We start from the raw sequence: 17,134 nt of genomic DNA, 5'->3' as shown, positions 1-17,134 counted from the left end.
TTTTGTAACCTCCTCTTTCAATTAATTATTGATTAGCCTTACTTTGTTCAATTTCTCTTTCACGAGCAACAGTTTTTAGACGAGCAATCGTTTTTCTTACTGTGCGAATACGTGCCGTTTCTTCTAATTGACCTGTAGCTAACTGAAAGCGTAGGTTAAAAAGCTCTTCTTTTGAAGATTTGATTTGTTCTTCGATTTCTGAAGTGGTTAAGTCTCTAATTTCCTTAGCTTTCATTTGTTTCACCACCCAATTCTTCACGTTTTACAAACTTAGTTTTTACTGGAAGTTTGTGACTTGCTAAACGTAGTGCTTCGCGGGCAACTTCTTCTTGTACCCCAGCGACTTCAAATAAGATTCTACCAGGTTTAACGACTGCAATCCAGCCTTCAACCGCACCTTTACCAGCACCCATACGTACTTCTAAAGGTTTTTTAGTATATGGTGTATGAGGGAAGATTTTGATCCAAACTTTCCCACCACGTTTCATATAACGAGTCATTGCAATACGAGCTGATTCGATTTGACGAGATGTGATCCAAGACGTTGTAGTAGCTTGTAAACCATACTCACCAAATGTTACATAGTTACCGCCTTTAGAACGACCAGTTGTTTTAGGACGATGTTGACGACGATATTTAACACGTTTTGGTAGTAACATGATTATTTTCCTCCTTCACTAGTGTTCTTAGTAGTAGGAAGAACTTCTCCACGATAGATCCATACTTTAACGCCTAATTTACCATAAGTAGTATCTGCTTCAGCGTGTGCGTAATCGATGTCAGCACGTAATGTATGAAGTGGAACAGTTCCTTCAGAATATTGTTCAGCACGAGCGATATCTGCTCCGCCTAAACGACCTGATACTTGAGTTTTGATACCTTTAGCACCAAGTTTCATAGCTCTTGTAATAGCTTGTTTTTGTACACGACGGAATGAAGCACGGTTTTCTAATTGACGTGCGATATTTTCAGCAACTAATCTTGCATCAATATCAATTTTTTTGATTTCAATTACGTTGATGTGTACTTTTTTATCTGTTAAAGCATTTAATTTGTTACGAAGTTTGTCAATTTCTGAACCGCCTTTACCAATTACCATACCTGGTTTACCAGTGTGAATTGCGATATTAATACGGTTAGCTGCACGTTCGATATCTACGTGAGAAACTGATGCTTCTTTTAATTCATTATCAATAAATTTACGGATTCTTAAATCTTCGTGTAATAATGAAGCGAAATCTTTTTCAGCATACCATTTTGCTTCCCAATCACGGATGATACCAACACGAAGTCCGATTGGATTAATTTTTTGACCCACAGTATTCCCTCCTTAGAAAGTTATTAAGCTTCTTTAGCTTCTTCTTTACCGTCACTTACGACGATTGTAATGTGGCTTGTACGTTTGTTTATCGCACTTGCACGTCCTTGCGCACGTGGGCGGAAACGTTTTAAAGTTGGTCCTTCATTAGCATAAGCTTCTTTTACTACTAATTCATCTGTGTTCATGTCGTAGTTATGTTCAGCATTTGCTAAAGCGGACATTAATACTTTTTCGATCACTGGTGATGAAGCTTTGTTTGCTAATTTTAAAATTGCAATAGCTTCTCCAGCATTTTTACCTCTAATTAAGTCAAGAACTAGTCTTACTTTACGAGGTGCGATTCTTATTGTTCTAGCAACCGCTTTTGCTTCCATTAGGATTTCCTCCTCTACTTTTTAAAAATTATCTTCTTGTTTTTTTATCGTCAACAGCATGACCTTTAAATGTACGAGTTGGTGCGAATTCACCTAATTTGTGACCTACCATATCTTCTGTTACATATACAGGTACATGTTTACGTCCATCGTATACTGCGAAAGTATGACCAATGAAATTTGGGAAAACTGTAGAACGACGAGACCATGTTTTAATTACTTGTTTTTTTTCACTTCCGTCTTGTGCTTCCACTTTTTTCATTAAGTGGTCATCAACGAAAGGTCCTTTTTTAATACTACGAGCCATTTGGGCGCCTCCCTTCTTATTCTGTGCGTGCAGCAATTAAGCCGCACACCCAAATAAGTTAATTTTATTATTTTTTCTTACGTCCACGAACGATAAGTTTGTCTGAAGATTTTTTACCACGACGAGTTTTCTTACCAAGCGTAGGTTTACCCCAAGGTGACATTGGAGATGGTCTACCGATTGGAGCACGTCCTTCACCACCACCGTGTGGGTGATCGTTAGGGTTCATTACAGAACCACGAACTGTTGGACGGATACCTTTCCATCTTGAACGACCTGCTTTACCAACATTTACTAGTTCGTGTTGGATATTACCAACTTGTCCAATTGTAGCACGGCAAGTTGAAAGAATCATACGAACTTCACCAGAGCGTAATCTGATTAATACGTATTTACCTTCTTTACCTAACACTTGTGAACTAGCACCAGCTGAACGAGCGATTTGTCCACCTTTACCAGGTTTTAACTCAATATTATGAATTACAGTACCTACAGGAATGTTTTGTAATGGTAAAGCATTACCAATTTTGATATCTGCTTCAGCACCACTTTCAACTACTTGTCCTACTTGTAATCCTTTAGGTGCGATAATATAACGTTTTTCTCCGTCAGCATATACTAATAAAGCAATGTTAGCTGAACGGTTTGGATCGTATTGGATTGAATCAACTTTAGCGTTGATACCATCTTTGTTACGTTTGAAATCGATAACTCGGTATTGACGTTTATGTCCTCCACCGTGATGGCGAACAGTCAATTTACCTTGGTTGTTACGTCCCGCTCTTTTCGGTAGCGGTTGTAATAATGACTTTTCTGGTGTAGTTTTCGTAATTTCAGCGAAATCTAATGAAGTCATATTACGACGACCATTAGTTATTGGCTTATATTTTTTAAGAGCCATTGTCGTTTACCTCCTTATTGGTAATGTTTTAGTTGAATAAGTCGATTGAACCTTCTTTTAGTTTAACAATCGCTTTTCTTCTTTTATTTGTGTAGCCTTGGTAACGGCCCATACGTTTTTTCTTAGGTTTATAGTTGATGATGTTTACATTATCAACTTTTACGTCGAAGATTTCTTCAACAGCAATTTTAACTTGTGTTTTGTTAGCACGAGTATCAACATCGAAAGTATATTTATCTTCCGCCATTGCTTCTGAAGATTTTTCAGTGATTACGGGGCGCTTAAGAATATCTCTAGCTTCCATTATCCGAGCACCTCCTCAACTTTTTTAGCAGCAGCTTCAGTAATTACTAAACTGTCAGCACTTGTGATATCTAATACATTTAAACCTTGAGCAGTTGTTACTTGAACACCAGGGATGTTACGTGCTGATAATTCAACGTTAACATCTTCGTTTTCAACAACAACTAATACTTTTTTAGGTTGTTCTAATGTAGTTAAAACATTTTTGAATTCTTTTGTTTTTGGTGCATCAAATCCGAATGCATCAACAACTGTAAATCCATTTTCTTTAACTTTAAATGACAATGCAGAACGTAATGCTAAACGACGCATTTTCTTAGGCATTTTATATCCGTAACTTCTTGGAGTTGGTCCGAATACAATACCACCACCGCGCCATTGAGGTGCACGAATTGTACCTTGACGAGCACGACCTGTTCCTTTTTGTCTCCATGGTTTACGTCCACCGCCGCGTACTGCTGAACGGTTTTTAACTGAATGTGTACCTTGACGTAATGAAGCACGTTGTAAATTGATAGCTTCGAAAAGGACACTATTGTTTGGTTCGATTGCAAAGACTGCATCGCTTAATTCAACTGAACCACTTTTTGATCCGTCTACTTTTAAAACATCATAATTAGCCATTATGCATTTTCCTCCTTTCGCTTATTGATTATTTATTACCTTTTTTAATTGATTTAATTGAAGTTGAAATTTCTACTAAACCTTTTTTAGGTCCAGGTACATTACCTTTTACTAAGATTACACTGTTTTCAGTGTCAACTTGTACTACTTCTAGGTTTTGTACAGTAACTGTGTTTCCACCCATACGGCCTGGCATTTTTTGACCTTTAAATACTCTTGAAGCATCTGAAGCCATACCTACAGAACCTGGTGCTCTGTGGAAATGAGAACCGTGAGCCATTGGTCCACGAGATTGTCCGTGGCGTTTAATAGCACCTTGGAAACCTTTACCTTTTGAAACACCTGTAACATCAATGATGTCACCAGTTTCGAATGTATCAACTGAGACTTCTTGACCTACTTCGTATTCATCAACATTAACGTTTCTGAATTCACGAATGAAGCGCTTAGGTGCTGTGTCAGCTTTTTTAGCATGACCTTCAGCTGGTTTATTAGCATATTTGTTAGTTTTTGAACCTTTTTTATATGCTTTTTTATCTTCAAATCCTACTTGGATTGCGTTGTAACCGTCAACTTCTTCAGTTTTCTTTTGTAATACAACGTTTTGTCCTGCTTCTACTACTGTTACTGGGATTAATTCACCGTTTTCTCCAAACACTTGTGTCATCCCGATTTTTCTTCCTAAGATTCCTTTGGTCATCGAAAGTCCACCTCCTAATTTTTTCTATTATAATTTAATTTCGATGTCTACACCAGATGGTAAGTTTAAGCCCATTAGAGCATCAACTGTTTTTGGTGTTGGGTTAACAATATCGATTAAACGTTTATGTGTACGTTGTTCGAATTGTTCACGTGAATCTTTGTACTTATGCACGGCACGGATGATTGTATAAACTGATTTTTCAGTTGGTAACGGAATTGGTCCAGAAACATCTGCACCAGAACGTTTAGCAGTTTCAACAATTTTTTCTGCTGATTGATCAATCACACGGTGATCATAAGCTTTTAATCTGATTCTGATTTTTTGTTTTGCCATAATTTTCCCTCCTTATTCGTCTACATTTAAGTGATAGACTTCTCCACGAAAACTATCTCACACAGCGCCATGGCAAAGCGGCCGGGTGTGTCAGTAACCTTTCGCTTCATCGCGTTATTTAAAGTCCAACATTAGATATGTTACATGAAAAACACTGATAAATCAATTGTTTTCATTAACTTTTTTCTGTTTTGTCTAACACATACTTTGTTATTGTACTTTAAATGTATCTCTTGTTCAACCTTTTTAGGGAAATTTTTATATTTAAATATGTAATTACAAGACTAAATTTAATCATATTAATATTAACCTTAATCATTTTCTATTATAATAGTAGAGAACGGGGGTGAATCATTTGAAAAACGGTATTAAGCTTGCCCTATCCATTATTGGCGTCTTCCTAGTTATATGTGAGTTCTTTTATGGGATTCCTTTTTTAGGTGGCAGTGTAATTTTAAGTTTTGGTTGGCAACCTCTATTATTTAACGCTTTTCTCTATTTGGTTTTAACGATTATTCTATTAGTTGATAAACAAAACACAATTAAACCAATGGTCATTATACCTATTTTAGGTATTATTGGTTCGTTTGTCGCATTCATTCCATTTATTGGTATGATTATACATTGGGCTTTATTCGTATTAATGATTTTCTTTGTATTTATAGTCTTAGCTGCTCCAACTTATGTTCCTAATAAAAATGCTCGCGTTATTTATACTCAATATAAAGATGGTCATAAGTCTAAATAAACTTGAATTCATTTCACAACTAAAAAAAGACGTTCGTACTATTTTAAGTACGAGCGTCTTATTTTTTATTTAGCCATGTACGAATACAAAGTATAAGATAAATAATACCATTAATACATACATAATTGGATGTACTTCTTTATGTCTTTTACTAATAATCATTGTAATTGGATAAAAGATAAATCCACAAGCTATACCTGTTGCAATTGAATAAGATAAAGGCATCATGATGATTGTTATAAAAGCAGGTACAGCGACTTCGAATTTTTTCCAATTGATTTCCGCAAAGTTTGCAGCCATTAGTACACCTACCACTACCAATGCCGGTGTAGTTACAGCACTTGTTACAACTGCAATTAGTGGACTAAAGAATAAAGCTAGTAAGAAACAGCAACCTGTAACAATACTTGCGAATCCTGTTCTTGCACCAACTGCAACACCTGACGTAGATTCTATATAAGAAGTAGTCGTTGTTGTACCGAATATAGAACCAACAATTGTAGCTAATGAATCTGAAAATAACGCTCTACCTGCTCTAGGAAGTTTATTATCTTTCATAATTCCTGCTTGAGTTGCAACAGCTACTAATGTTCCTGCAGTATCAAAGAAATCAATAAATAGGAATGTTAGAATAACAATTAAAAATTGAATAGTAAATAATTGACCTGGATCCTTAAATGATTCAAATGCAGCTCCGAAAGTTGGTTTAATACTTGGAACGTGACCTACAATGCCAGTTGGCGTATGTATTTGTCCAGTTATCATTCCTACTATTGCAGTAATTATCATACCTATAAATATAGAACCCGGTACTTTTTTAGTGTATAAAATAACGGTAATAACAATACCAAATATTGCTAATAATACTGGTGCTTTCGTTAAATGCCCTAGGGTAACTAATGTTGAATCATTTTTCACAATAATTCCTGAACTTTGTAAACCTACAAAGGTTATAAACAACCCTATTCCAGCAGAAACAGCCATCTTCATTTGATAAGGTATTGCGTTAATAATTATTTCCCTTAATCCGGTTACTGTTAATATTGCAAAGAATATACCTGAGAATAGAACGCCAGTTAATCCGACTTTCCATGGTATCCCCATTGTAAGAACTACTGTAAATGCGAAAAATGCATTTAATCCCATGCCAGGTGCTAATGCTATAGGGTATTTTGCTATGAGTCCCATAAATAGCGAACCTACAAACGCAGCTAAAGCAGTCGCAACAAAAATGGCTCCCTGATCCATTTTCATATCTTCAGATACACCTTTGACTCCTGCTAGGCTTAATACTTGAGGGTTTACAGCTAGTATGTACGCCATTGATAAAAACGTAGTGATACCACCTAAAATTTCTTTTTTAAAGTTAGTACCATGTTCATCGAACTTGAAGTATTTTTTCACGGCTAATGCTCCTTTTTTTGAAATACTTAATAAGTTTAATACCAAATCTCTAAAATGACAATACTAAATACGAACTTTAGTTATATTCTTTTTCCTTTTGTTCGAATTTATTTATAGTTTTAGATTTTTCAAAGCATCTTTGAACGGATTATTGTCTAATTCTTCTTGTTGATTCATGTATTTCTTCATTTCTTTTTTAGAAACTTTACCGCTTGATTTTTCTTTCATACGTTTATCCATTTGAGCTTGTGTTTCTGAATGACCACATGTACATCTATATGTCGCATCCTTACCTTTACCAAATAAAGTCATTTTCTTTTTACAGTTAGGACAACGTGCATTTGTTTTTCTTTGGACATTTTTCTTTGTTTTACAAGATGGATCTTGGCATACCAACATTTGTCCATTTTTAGTTTTAACTTTAATCATAAATTTGCCACAAGTAGGACATTCTGTTGTAGTTAAATTATCATGTTTATATTTTTGTTCGCTATTCTTAATTGTGTTCACTACTTCTGTTGTTAATTCTTTCATTTCTTTTATAAACTGCTGTTTATTATATTTACCTTTTTCAATAAGCAATAATTTTTCTTCCCATTCAGCAGTTAATAATGGTGATGTTAATTTTTGAGGTGCTAATTCTAAAATTTGTTTACCTTTTGAAGTTACTTTAATTTTACCATCTCTTGATTCTATTGCATTCATATTAAATAGTTTTTCAATGATATCCGCACGTGTCGCAACAGTTCCAATACCGCCTGTTTCCTTCAGAGTATGTGCATGTTTTTTATCCTTAAGTTGAATATAGTTTTGAGGATTTTCCATCGCTTTTAATAATGTTCCTTCATTAAAATAGTCAGGTGGTGTTGTTTGATGATCTTTAATTTTAGAATTTGAGACAGTGCCGACTTGATTGTTTTTAAAAGGATGCTGAGTAACAACTGATTGCTCATTTTCTTTTAAAGCCTTATACCCTAATTGTTTTGTAACTTTTTCTTGTAATTCAAATTGATAACCATTAACAGTTAAGTGTACTTTAATACTTTCATATTCATAAGGAGGCATTAAACTTTCTAGAAATCTTTCTACAATAAGCATATAAATTTTACTTTCTCTATTACTTAATTGTGAAAAATCAGGTCTTATCTCAGTAGGTATAATAGCATGGTGATCTGAAACCTTTTGATCATTAAATATATGCATTTTAGCGGAATATGACTTTCCTATTAAATTACGAACACTTTCTTTATAGTCTGTAGCTAATAAGGCTTGTAATCTTTCTTTTATTGTAGAAACCATATCTGCAGTTAAATAATTGGAATCTGTACGTGGATACGTTACTAATTTATGTCTTTCATATAAATTTTGTAACGTATTTAGTGTCTCTTTGGTCCCCATTTTAAATCGATTATAAGCGTCTTGTTGTAGATCAGTTAAATTATAAAGTGGCTTAGGAAATGTTTTCTTAATTTTAGATTCAACTTTTTCTATATTACCTTGCTGTTTATTTATTTGATTCATAATATTTTTTAATTTTTGTTGGTCAGTAATTCTTTGTTGTTTTGAAACATAATTAAATTCAAAACCATCCACTATAGCTGTAAGAGTGTAATAGGTTTGTGGTTTAAATTGATTAATTTCATTTTGACGAGATTGTACTAGTTGAATTGTTGGCGTCTGTACGCGTCCAAGTGATAACTGTGCATCATATTTTGTTGTTAATGCTCTTGTTGCATTAATACCAACCACCCAATCCGCTTCACTTCTGGCTAAAGCTGCTTCATATAAATGTTGATATTGTCTTCCATCTTTCAAGTGGTTAAATCCATCTTTGATTGCTTTTTTAGTTACTGAACTAATCCATAATCGTTTGATTGGCTTTTTATTTGCCACTTTATCTAAAATCAATCTTGCTACAAGCTCTCCTTCTCTTCCTGCATCAGTAGCAATTATAATTTTATTCACATTCTGGTTAAGTATTAGTGATTTTACAGTCTTAAACTGTTTACTAGTTTTACCTATAACTATTGTTTTCATATGTTTTGGAATTATTGGTAAGTCTTCAAGTTTCCATTCTTGATATTTCTTATCATATTGTTCTGGCGTTGCATTAGTCACTAAATGTCCTAATGCCCAAGTAACAATATATTGATTATTTTCATAATAGCCATTTCTTTTTTGATTGATATTGAGTGCATTTGCAATATCTCGAGCTACTGATGGTTTTTCCGCTAAAATTAATGATTGCATGAGTTATAGTTCCCTTTCTATATTTAATACATTTTAAGTTTATGTTTGATTAATTTGCTTTAAGAATAGTTACCTTAATTGTAACATGTACGTATATATATTAACTTTCATTTCAATGCAATTACTCATATAATTAAATTAATAAATACGGTACGGAGGTAAGAACATGGATATTATTCAGTTGAAAGACCCTAAAAAAATAAAAGCTTTTATTGAAACTGCTGATTACCAAGTAACTTCCTATTTATATAAAATAGCTCAACAATTTGCAGAATTTGATCATTTATTAGAAGAAGCAATTAAAACTCCTGGCGCTTTTGCCATTTCTGATAATAATCAAATAAAAGCATTAATCATTGCGATTTCTTATGAAACACATAAGTTTAAGATAATTGGCCCTTTTATAGAGCCAAATTTTGACGTCACTCCACAGTTATTTCAAAACCTATTCAATGCAATGACAGAAAATCAACCTGATAATGCTATATATAACTTTTCATTTGAAGAAGGCGTTCAAACTTATAAACCTTTTATTAAGCAAATAAAAGCAAGTTATAATTTTACTGACTATTATTTAGAGGCACATCAAGATATTGGGGAATTAGAAAATGAACAAAATATTATAGAATATCAAAAAGGTTTCCATAGAGCATTGGCAAAAATGCATCATAAGACATTTAAACATGATGCAATGAAAGCAGATGATATTGTTAATACATTAGATGAAAATAATAAGCTATTTCTTTTTGTAAGCGAAGGACTTTTAAAAGGTTATTTATATCTACATGTTAATCCTCAAAAATCTAAAGCAGAAATTAAATATTTCAGTTCTCACATAGATTATCGAATGAAAGGAATTGCTTTTGATTTATTGGAGTATGCTTTGCATTACGCTTTTTCTCATTATGAACTGCATAAAGTTTATTTTAAAATTCGAAACAAAAATAGTAAGCTCGTAGAACGTTTTAATGAACTTGGATTTACTACTAATTATGAATATAAAAAGTATAAATTAGAACCACAATACATTCATGAAAATGCTACTAATCCAGAAACTTAATTATTGATTAAACTTGGGAGTAGGACTGAAATAATAATTTTCCAAAATTTATTTCGGTCCTACTCCCCTTTTTACTTTTCTAAAATAAGCCGATGTTTTTTACTATTCAACTTAATTGTTTTAGAATTAACTTCAAGTGTTATTAAAGGGGAAGCACTTAATTCGTTTATTTAGGAGAGTGAGAAACATATGCAGTTTCTTGATATTTTAATAGCATTATTACCTGCACTATTTTGGGGTAGTGTTGTAATAATCAATGTATTCGTAGGTGGAGGCCCCTATAATCAAATTAGAGGTACTACTTTAGGTGCACTCATTGTTGGTATTATTTTATTACTAACAGGTAATGCAGCATTTGATGATTTAACTGTTATTATTGTTGGATTATTCTCAGGTGCATTATGGGCATTTGGTCAAGGTAACCAATTAAAATCTGTTAATTTAATTGGTGTTTCAAAAACAATGCCAATTTCTACTGGTATGCAATTAGTTGGTACTACTTTATTTAGTGTTATATTCCTAGGCGAATGGAGCACAATGATACAAGTCGTATTCGGACTGATTTCTATGGTCTTATTAGTTTCAGGTATCGCATTAACATCATTAAAAGCTAAAAATGAAGGTAAATCAAATGATCCTGAATTTAAAAAAGCAATGGGTATCCTTCTAATTTCAACAGTAGGTTATGTTGGCTATGTCGTACTAGGAGATATCTTCAATGTTAGTGGTACAAAAGCACTATTCTTCCAATCTGTTGGTATGGCTATTGGTGGTTTCATTCTTTCAATGAATCACAAAACGTCTATCAAGTCTACTGCCCTCAATTTAATTCCTGGTATTGTATGGGCAATCGGTAACTTATTTATGTTCTATTCTCAACCTAAAGTAGGTGTTGCAACTAGTTTTTCATTATCTCAATTATTAGTTATCGTATCTACACTTGGTGGCATTTTTATTTTAGGAGAGAAAAAAGACCGTCGTCAGATGATGGGTATTTGGTCAGGTATCATACTCATTATTATTGCAGCAATTATTTTAGGTAACCTAAAATAAAACATTTTTAGGAGGCATTTCCATGTTTAAAGAATTAGAAAATAAAGTTGTTATCATTACAGGAGCTGGTAGTGGTATCGGTAAATCTTTTGCAGAAAATTTTGGTAAAGCCAAAGCAAAAGTCGTGCTTAACTATCGTTCTGATAAACATGATGAATCATTACAAGAATCTGTAAATATCATCAAACAAGCTGGTGGAGATGCGTTACTCGTTCAAGGAGATATGGCTAAAGAAGAAGATGTCATTAATTTAATCAATCAATCTGTAGACCATTTCGGTACTTTAGATATCATGATTAACAATGCTGGTTTTGAAAAAGCAACACCATCGCATGAAATGACGATTGAAGAATGGCAAAAAGTGATAGATATCAACTTAACAGGTGCGTTTATAGGTTCACGTGAAGCAGTAAAACTCTTCAGAAAAGAAGATAAAAAAGGTGTTATTATTAATACTTCAAGTGTTCATGATACTATTCCATGGCCAAATTATGTTCACTATGCTTCAAGTAAAGGTGGATTAAAATTAATGATGGAAACCATGTCAATGGAATATGCACAATATGGAATTCGTATTAATAATATATCCCCTGGAGCTGTTGTTACTGAACATACTAAAGAAAAATTCTCTGATCCAAAAACTCGTGAGAAAACATTAGAAATGATCCCAGCTAGAGAAATTGGAGATGCTCAAGATATCGCTAATGCTGCATTATTCTTAGCATCAGACTTAGCTAGTTATATCCACGGAACTACTATTTATGTAGATGGCGGTATGACAAACTATCCAGCTTTCATGGGAGGTAAAGGCTAAGTCAAACAATAAACCATGCAATTTTCATGTGTAACATACATTAAATTAATGTAGTGTGTTCATGAATTGCATGGCTTTTTATTTATAAATAACTATTTCTATTTATTATGAAACAAAGAACGCTTGATAAACATATATAATAACAATACTTATAACAATTGATAAATTAGTTACCATCCCTATTAAGGGTAGTGTTTTATATTTGAATTGTATTGAATAAGGAATAATTGCCACACCAACTGGTAATAACCATGTGATAAGCAATGTCGTTTTAATCATCTGATCTGAAACTGGTAAGAAGAAATATACAATTAATCCAGCAATAAGACCAATTCCATAATGAAGAGAAAGATATTTCATTGCTGCAGGTAAATAAGCTTTTTCAATAGTAAAGTTCAACATTACGCCTAATAAAATCATAGATAGTGGCATATTAGCTTTTCCTAAAATTGAAAAGAAATCAATAGACACTTTAGGTAAATGAATATTCGCCATATTAAGTATAAACATAACAATATAAGTAACCAGTGGTACAGATTGAATTAATTTCTTAACTAAGAATTTAAAATTGAATTGGTCACTTCCCTCACTAAAGTAACTTCCAACAAAGTAAGTGAGACCAAACATAATAACTGCGCCACCAATATCAACCATGCCAAAATAAACCATTCCCTTACTTGGCCATATAGCATCTACTAATGGATAAGCAAATAATCCAATATTCATAGCTCCAATCATCATACCAACAGAACCACGCATTTGATTATCGTATTTACGGAAACTCCAAATAACAATTATTTTTGCGACAACACCGTAGATAATCATCATAATAGGCAAAATAGAAAATGATAGGTTTAAATCAGCTTTATTTAAATTCACGATAACTAAAGAAGGTAAAGTCACATTTAATACTATTGTTGAAAGCACTTGGCTATCTGTTGCTTTCAAATAATTAATACGCTTTAAAAAATAGCCTAAAGCAATTAAAAGAATGATCATTACAAATTGTTCTGTCATATTAGCCCTTCTTTCACGTATCTCAACACTTTCAATTGATAACTTTAACACATTTGCTATAAATTTTAGAACTAGTTTGTTTCATGCTATAATTTAATCATACTTTAAATTAAGGAGCGATTGTATAATGGATTTAGAAAGTAAATTAACAGAACTAAAATATGATTATACTAGACTACAAGGTGACTTAGAAAAGCGCGAGTCATTAAATCAAAATATCGATCCTTTAGTCAATCAGCTTGAAGAAATTGAGAAAGAAATGGCCAATGTAAGAAAGCAAATAAATGAACAATAATTAATTACATGTCACAATTTAACTACATTTCTTTAGACATCCTAGTCATAAGTATGTGAACGTGCTAATATATATTCGGAAAAGAAAGGATGTCAATTCATGAAATTATACTTAATCTTATTGCCTTTACTATACTTAATTGTAAGTTACATAAGTATATTCAAGATGAATTCAATTTTCACTAGAATTTTAAGAATCATAATGGGTATATTATTGTTATTTGTTGTAGCAATTACAACGATGCAGTTCCCTAGTGAGAACTGGTGGGTATTTATAGTGTTGCTACTTTTAGTTGGAAATGTAGAAGTTACTGCATTTAAAACACTTAAGAATGATGATAAAGGCGTTAATATTTTAAATATATTATCAATCGGTTTGTTTGTGATTTATATCATTCTAACTTTAATTTTATACTAAAGTAAAAAGCATCATTCCTTTTTGAAGGAATGATGCTTTTTTAATTATTTTCTGTTTAGTTTACGATAAATTTTATCTTTAATTGTGAATAAAATTTCGTAAATTACTGGAACAACAACAAGCGTTAATATTGTTGAAGATATTAGTCCTCCAATAACAGTTGCTGCCATTCCTTTAGATATTAAGATAGAACTATCTTCACCAAATAACAACGGTACTAAAGCACCTATTGTTGCTATTGCTGTCATTAATATAGGACGAATTCTCGTTCCTCCCGCTTCAATTAAAGCAGCTTTCATATCCATACCTGATTTTTCATTATTAATAACTCTATCTATCAAAACAATGGCATTTGTAACAACAATACCAATTAACATCAACATACCAATTAAACTAGGTACTGAGATAGTTTCGCCTGTAATCACAAGTGATAATACAACACCTATTATTGTAAATGGTAATGAGAATAAAATAGTGAATGGAGCTAATCCACCTTTAAATGTAATTACTAATATAAGATACACTATAATTATTGCTGCTAACATAGCTATTGCAAGTTGAGATATAGCAGAGTTGATGTCATCAGTTGCGCCTCCAACATTCACTTTTACGCTATGTGGTTTATCAATTTTATTAATTTTAGACATTACTTTTTGTGAAGTACCACCTACATCACTTGTCGTAATCTTACCTGAAACTGTAGTTGAATAGTCACCATCTTCTTGAGTCAATTTACTTGGTGTAGTTGATTTTTTAAGACTAGCAATTTCACTTAATTTAATTGAACCACCTGTTGGTTTTTTCAATTTAATATTTTCTAATTTACTTTGTGACCAATCAGTTTGCTTGTTTTGTTTTACTTTAACATCTATTTTCTTACCGTTTTCTTTAACTGTCGTAATTGTTTTTTCTGGTAAGTTTTCATTTAAATTCATCGCAAGCTGACTAGCTGATATTCCATTATCTGCCGCTTTATTTTGATCGACTTTTACTTCATATTGATCGTATGTTTGTGATAAATCTGATTTAACATTATTGATACCTTTAACATCTTTCATAGTGCTTTCAATTTTATGAACAGTACCTTTAATAGCATCCGTTGATGGACCTTTAACTGTTACTTCAATAGAATCATTTCCAGCACCAGTACCTAAATCTTGGTTCTTCCATTGACCAGGATGTTTAAATGAATCAACATGTTTTAATACTTTATCTGGCTCTTCTTCAAAGTTTGGCGTATCTTTATCATAATCTACCATCAACGCCATACTATTTGTACTACCAGTAGGATCAGATGGTGTTGGCCCTCCTACAGAATATTGAACAGTGTTAACTTTATCTTTAGATTTTAAATACTTTTGAACTTGTTCACCATGTTCGAGCACTGATTTTTCAGTTTCACCTGGTTTAGGCGTATAAGTTAACGCCATGAATTTATTATCTCCTGATGAAATGTAACTTGTGCCTAATTTTGCAGCACCTAATCCAATACTTCCAACTAGTAATACAATACTAATTATAATGACGATCCACTTATGATTAAGTGACCAATTTAATACCTTTTTATACCCCTCACTAACTACCCCATGCTTTTGTTTTTGAGGTTTAGTTTGGATTCCTTTTCTAAATAGCGTAGAACCTAGCGCTGGAACTACTGTGATTGATACTAATAATGAAGCTAATAAACTGAATGTAATTGAGAGTGCGAATGGTCTGAACATTTCACCAACAGACCCTGACACAAATGCTAATGGCAAGAACACAATAATAGTAACCAATGTTGAAGATAGTATTGGTTTAAACACTTCAGTTGTTGCGTTTATGATTAATGAATCACCTTTGAGTTGTTCATTTTTATCAGATAAACGTCTATATATATTTTCAACCACAACGATAGAATCATCTATAACTCGTCCAATAGCTACTGTTAATGCTCCTAAAGTCAATATATTTAGTGACACATTAGATAATTTCAATGCTACGAGTGCAATTAATATTGACATTGGTATTGAAACGACTGAAATAGCTGTTGTTCGTATATTTCTTAAGAATAACAATATAACTACGATAGCTACGATTGTTCCTAATGCTGCTTTTTCAATCATAGTATATAAAGAATCTTCAATTGGTTTAGCAGTATCCATCGTTTTAATAGCTTTCATTTCACTATTATTTTTTTCAAATTCATCTACTTTTTTCTGTACATCTTTTGCAACTTGAACGGTATTAGCATCTTGAGCTTTTGTTATTTGTAAATTTACTGCATCTTTTCCATTCGTTTTCGAAATGGATGTACGTTCATCACCAACCGTAATATTAGCTACGTCTTTTAATTTAAATGTAGGCATAGAGCCTGATGAACTTTGTTTAGAACTACCAGCGGACGCTGATGATTGATCAGATGGCATTAAGCTGTCGCTCTCTCCATCGTCGCTGCTATCACTACTTTGTCCTTGTCCGGCAATCGTTGCAGGGATTTTTAAGTTTTTCAGTGCATTGACTGATGTAAACTGTCCATCGACAACGATAGATTTGTCAGTATCTCCAAATTGGAAAAGCCCTAGCGGCGTTTCTCGAGTCGCTGTTTTTAAATAGTTTTCGACATCATCTGCTGTAACACCTTTTTCATCAAGTTCTTTTTGCTTGAACTTTAATGTTACTTCACGATTTGTTTGGCCATTTAATTGAGCATTTTGAACACCATCGATTGTTTGTAATTTTGGAATAAGTTGCTGGTTTAATTTTTTAGTTACTGATTTTAAATCATTATCTTTATCTGTTAAAGAATAAGCTACGATAGGAAATGCATCCATAGAATTTCTTGTTAATTCAGGATCACTGACCCCGTCTTTGAATTTAATTTTATCAATTTCTTTTTTTAACTGTTCCTCAGCTTTATCCATGTCTGTATCATTATTATATTCTACAGTTACAATTGAAGCATTTGGGATAGATTCAGTTTTAACGCTTTTAACATATGCCATCGATCTAACTTGACTATCTATTTTACTGCTAATCTCATCTTGAGTAGTTTGTGGTGTGGCACCAGGCATTGTTGTTTGAACTGAGATCATAGGATTCTCTACGTCCGGTAATAATTCAAGTTTTAACTTGGCACTAGCATACACTCCACCTAAAATAACGAGTAATACCATCAAGAATATTGCGAACTTATTGCCTAAAGAAAATTGCAATAGCTTTTTGATCATA

Annotated in this window: 20 protein-coding genes; 6 read left to right on the top strand and 14 right to left on the bottom strand. The window is 32.8% G+C overall.

Features of this window, described 5'->3' with window-relative positions; translation table 11 throughout:
• Window positions 1–25 precede the first annotated feature (25 nt).
• From rpmC to rpsJ, 10 genes are all read right to left on the bottom strand, one after another.
• Window positions 26–235 (bottom strand): 50S ribosomal protein L29, encoded by a 210-nt coding sequence (rpmC, locus tag N524_RS0105310; RefSeq protein ID WP_000644737.1) that lies wholly within the window; start codon window positions 233–235, stop codon window positions 26–28.
• Window positions 225–659 (bottom strand): 50S ribosomal protein L16, encoded by a 435-nt coding sequence (gene rplP, locus N524_RS0105305; RefSeq protein ID WP_002450520.1) that lies wholly within the window; start codon window positions 657–659, stop codon window positions 225–227. The genes rpmC and rplP overlap by 11 nt, the downstream gene beginning before the upstream one ends.
• Window positions 660–661: 2 nt before the next feature.
• Window positions 662–1,318, bottom strand: a complete 657-nt coding sequence (rpsC, locus tag N524_RS0105300; protein ID WP_017638515.1) for a 30S ribosomal protein S3 — start codon at window positions 1,316–1,318, stop codon at window positions 662–664.
• A gap of 23 nt (window positions 1,319–1,341) precedes the next feature.
• The gene (gene rplV, locus N524_RS0105295; protein WP_029055861.1) at window positions 1,342–1,695 is read right to left on the bottom strand and encodes a 50S ribosomal protein L22; all 354 of its coding nucleotides are present in this window, start codon (window positions 1,693–1,695) and stop codon (window positions 1,342–1,344) included.
• Between the two features lie 28 nt (window positions 1,696–1,723).
• Window positions 1,724–2,002, bottom strand: a complete 279-nt coding sequence (rpsS, locus tag N524_RS0105290) for a 30S ribosomal protein S19 (protein WP_002450522.1) — start codon at window positions 2,000–2,002, stop codon at window positions 1,724–1,726.
• 67 nt (window positions 2,003–2,069) lie between these two features.
• Window positions 2,070–2,903 (bottom strand): 50S ribosomal protein L2, encoded by an 834-nt coding sequence (rplB, locus tag N524_RS0105285; RefSeq protein WP_017638517.1) that lies wholly within the window; start codon window positions 2,901–2,903, stop codon window positions 2,070–2,072.
• Window positions 2,904–2,931: 28 nt separating this feature from the next.
• A complete protein-coding gene (gene rplW / locus N524_RS0105280; protein ID WP_002450524.1) occupies window positions 2,932–3,207 on the bottom strand; it encodes a 50S ribosomal protein L23 in 276 nt (91 codons plus the stop codon).
• Window positions 3,207–3,830: a 50S ribosomal protein L4 gene (gene rplD / locus N524_RS0105275; RefSeq protein ID WP_017638518.1), complete on the bottom strand. Its 624-nt coding sequence runs from the start codon at window positions 3,828–3,830 to the stop codon at window positions 3,207–3,209. The genes rplW and rplD overlap by 1 nt, the downstream gene beginning before the upstream one ends.
• A gap of 28 nt (window positions 3,831–3,858) precedes the next feature.
• The gene (rplC, locus tag N524_RS0105270) at window positions 3,859–4,530 is read right to left on the bottom strand and encodes a 50S ribosomal protein L3 (RefSeq protein WP_017638519.1); all 672 of its coding nucleotides are present in this window, start codon (window positions 4,528–4,530) and stop codon (window positions 3,859–3,861) included.
• A gap of 27 nt (window positions 4,531–4,557) precedes the next feature.
• Window positions 4,558–4,866: a 30S ribosomal protein S10 gene (rpsJ, locus tag N524_RS0105265; protein WP_001118667.1), complete on the bottom strand. Its 309-nt coding sequence runs from the start codon at window positions 4,864–4,866 to the stop codon at window positions 4,558–4,560.
• A gap of 355 nt (window positions 4,867–5,221) precedes the next feature.
• Between rpsJ and N524_RS0105260 the strand changes: the two genes are divergently transcribed.
• Window positions 5,222–5,614, top strand: coding sequence for a hypothetical protein (locus N524_RS0105260; protein ID WP_017638520.1), 393 nt, complete (start codon window positions 5,222–5,224; stop codon window positions 5,612–5,614).
• Between the two features lie 69 nt (window positions 5,615–5,683).
• On the opposite strand, the gene N524_RS0105255 is transcribed toward N524_RS0105260, so the two are convergent.
• Window positions 5,684–7,018, bottom strand: coding sequence for an NCS2 family permease (locus tag N524_RS0105255; protein WP_017638521.1), 1,335 nt, complete (start codon window positions 7,016–7,018; stop codon window positions 5,684–5,686).
• A 111-nt stretch (window positions 7,019–7,129) separates the two neighbouring features.
• On the bottom strand, window positions 7,130–9,268 hold the full coding sequence (locus tag N524_RS0105250; RefSeq protein WP_029055860.1) for a DNA topoisomerase III: 2,139 nt from the start codon (window positions 9,266–9,268) through the stop codon (window positions 7,130–7,132).
• 166 nt (window positions 9,269–9,434) lie between these two features.
• On the opposite strand from N524_RS0105250, the gene N524_RS0105245 reads away from it, so the two are divergent.
• The 3 genes from N524_RS0105245 (at window position 9,435) to N524_RS0105235 (ending at window position 12,195) form a co-directional block, all read left to right on the top strand.
• Window positions 9,435–10,328: a GNAT family N-acetyltransferase gene (locus tag N524_RS0105245; protein ID WP_029055859.1), complete on the top strand. Its 894-nt coding sequence runs from the start codon at window positions 9,435–9,437 to the stop codon at window positions 10,326–10,328.
• Between the two features lie 189 nt (window positions 10,329–10,517).
• The gene (locus N524_RS0105240) at window positions 10,518–11,381 is read left to right on the top strand and encodes a GRP family sugar transporter (protein WP_029055858.1); all 864 of its coding nucleotides are present in this window, start codon (window positions 10,518–10,520) and stop codon (window positions 11,379–11,381) included.
• A gap of 22 nt (window positions 11,382–11,403) precedes the next feature.
• The gene (locus tag N524_RS0105235) at window positions 11,404–12,195 is read left to right on the top strand and encodes a glucose 1-dehydrogenase (RefSeq protein ID WP_029055857.1); all 792 of its coding nucleotides are present in this window, start codon (window positions 11,404–11,406) and stop codon (window positions 12,193–12,195) included.
• Window positions 12,196–12,300: 105 nt separating this feature from the next.
• Here the strand turns inward: N524_RS0105235 and N524_RS0105230 are convergent, their stop codons facing one another.
• Window positions 12,301–13,212, bottom strand: coding sequence for an AEC family transporter (locus N524_RS0105230; RefSeq protein ID WP_029055856.1), 912 nt, complete (start codon window positions 13,210–13,212; stop codon window positions 12,301–12,303).
• 127 nt (window positions 13,213–13,339) lie between these two features.
• Between N524_RS0105230 and N524_RS13550 the strand changes: the two genes are divergently transcribed.
• Both N524_RS13550 and mspA read left to right on the top strand, forming a co-directional pair.
• Window positions 13,340–13,507, top strand: coding sequence for an SE1832 family protein (locus N524_RS13550; RefSeq protein WP_017638527.1), 168 nt, complete (start codon window positions 13,340–13,342; stop codon window positions 13,505–13,507).
• A gap of 99 nt (window positions 13,508–13,606) precedes the next feature.
• The gene (gene mspA, locus N524_RS0105220; protein ID WP_017638528.1) at window positions 13,607–13,924 is read left to right on the top strand and encodes a membrane stabilizing protein MspA; all 318 of its coding nucleotides are present in this window, start codon (window positions 13,607–13,609) and stop codon (window positions 13,922–13,924) included.
• Window positions 13,925–13,968: 44 nt separating this feature from the next.
• On the opposite strand, the gene N524_RS0105215 is transcribed toward mspA, so the two are convergent.
• Window positions 13,969–17,133 (bottom strand): efflux RND transporter permease subunit, encoded by a 3,165-nt coding sequence (locus N524_RS0105215; protein WP_029055855.1) that lies wholly within the window; start codon window positions 17,131–17,133, stop codon window positions 13,969–13,971.
• Between the last annotated feature and the right edge of the window lies 1 nt (window position 17,134).

Source organism: Staphylococcus sp. URHA0057, assembly GCF_000620265.1.
In the GTDB taxonomy this organism is placed as follows: domain Bacteria; phylum Bacillota; class Bacilli; order Staphylococcales; family Staphylococcaceae; genus Staphylococcus; species Staphylococcus pasteuri.
Note: the sequence above shows the minus strand (reverse complement) of the source record. Positions and strands in the feature narration are given on the sequence as shown.

Excerpts from the sequence above, each read along its gene's own strand:
- rplD (WP_017638518.1), bottom strand. The coding sequence starts at position 3,830 with ATGGCTAATTATGATGTTTTAAAAGTAGACGGATCAAAAAGTGGTTCA.
- rplB (WP_017638517.1), bottom strand. The coding sequence starts at position 2,903 with ATGGCTCTTAAAAAATATAAGCCAATAACTAATGGTCGTCGTAATATG.
- rpmC (WP_000644737.1), bottom strand. The coding sequence starts at position 235 with ATGAAAGCTAAGGAAATTAGAGACTTAACCACTTCAGAAATCGAAGAA.
- N524_RS0105250 (WP_029055860.1), bottom strand. The coding sequence starts at position 9,268 with ATGCAATCATTAATTTTAGCGGAAAAACCATCAGTAGCTCGAGATATT.
- N524_RS13550 (WP_017638527.1), top strand. The coding sequence starts at position 13,340 with ATGGATTTAGAAAGTAAATTAACAGAACTAAAATATGATTATACTAGA.
- rplP (WP_002450520.1), bottom strand. The coding sequence starts at position 659 with ATGTTACTACCAAAACGTGTTAAATATCGTCGTCAACATCGTCCTAAA.
- rplW (WP_002450524.1), bottom strand. The coding sequence starts at position 3,207 with ATGGAAGCTAGAGATATTCTTAAGCGCCCCGTAATCACTGAAAAATCT.
- mspA (WP_017638528.1), top strand. The coding sequence starts at position 13,607 with ATGAAATTATACTTAATCTTATTGCCTTTACTATACTTAATTGTAAGT.
- rpsS (WP_002450522.1), bottom strand. The coding sequence starts at position 2,002 with ATGGCTCGTAGTATTAAAAAAGGACCTTTCGTTGATGACCACTTAATG.
- N524_RS0105245 (WP_029055859.1), top strand. The coding sequence starts at position 9,435 with ATGGATATTATTCAGTTGAAAGACCCTAAAAAAATAAAAGCTTTTATT.
- N524_RS0105215 (WP_029055855.1), bottom strand. The coding sequence starts at position 17,133 with ATGATCAAAAAGCTATTGCAATTTTCTTTAGGCAATAAGTTCGCAATA.
- N524_RS0105230 (WP_029055856.1), bottom strand. The coding sequence starts at position 13,212 with ATGACAGAACAATTTGTAATGATCATTCTTTTAATTGCTTTAGGCTAT.
- rpsJ (WP_001118667.1), bottom strand. The coding sequence starts at position 4,866 with ATGGCAAAACAAAAAATCAGAATCAGATTAAAAGCTTATGATCACCGT.
- N524_RS0105240 (WP_029055858.1), top strand. The coding sequence starts at position 10,518 with ATGCAGTTTCTTGATATTTTAATAGCATTATTACCTGCACTATTTTGG.
- rplV (WP_029055861.1), bottom strand. The coding sequence starts at position 1,695 with ATGGAAGCAAAAGCGGTTGCTAGAACAATAAGAATCGCACCTCGTAAA.
- rplC (WP_017638519.1), bottom strand. The coding sequence starts at position 4,530 with ATGACCAAAGGAATCTTAGGAAGAAAAATCGGGATGACACAAGTGTTT.
- N524_RS0105235 (WP_029055857.1), top strand. The coding sequence starts at position 11,404 with ATGTTTAAAGAATTAGAAAATAAAGTTGTTATCATTACAGGAGCTGGT.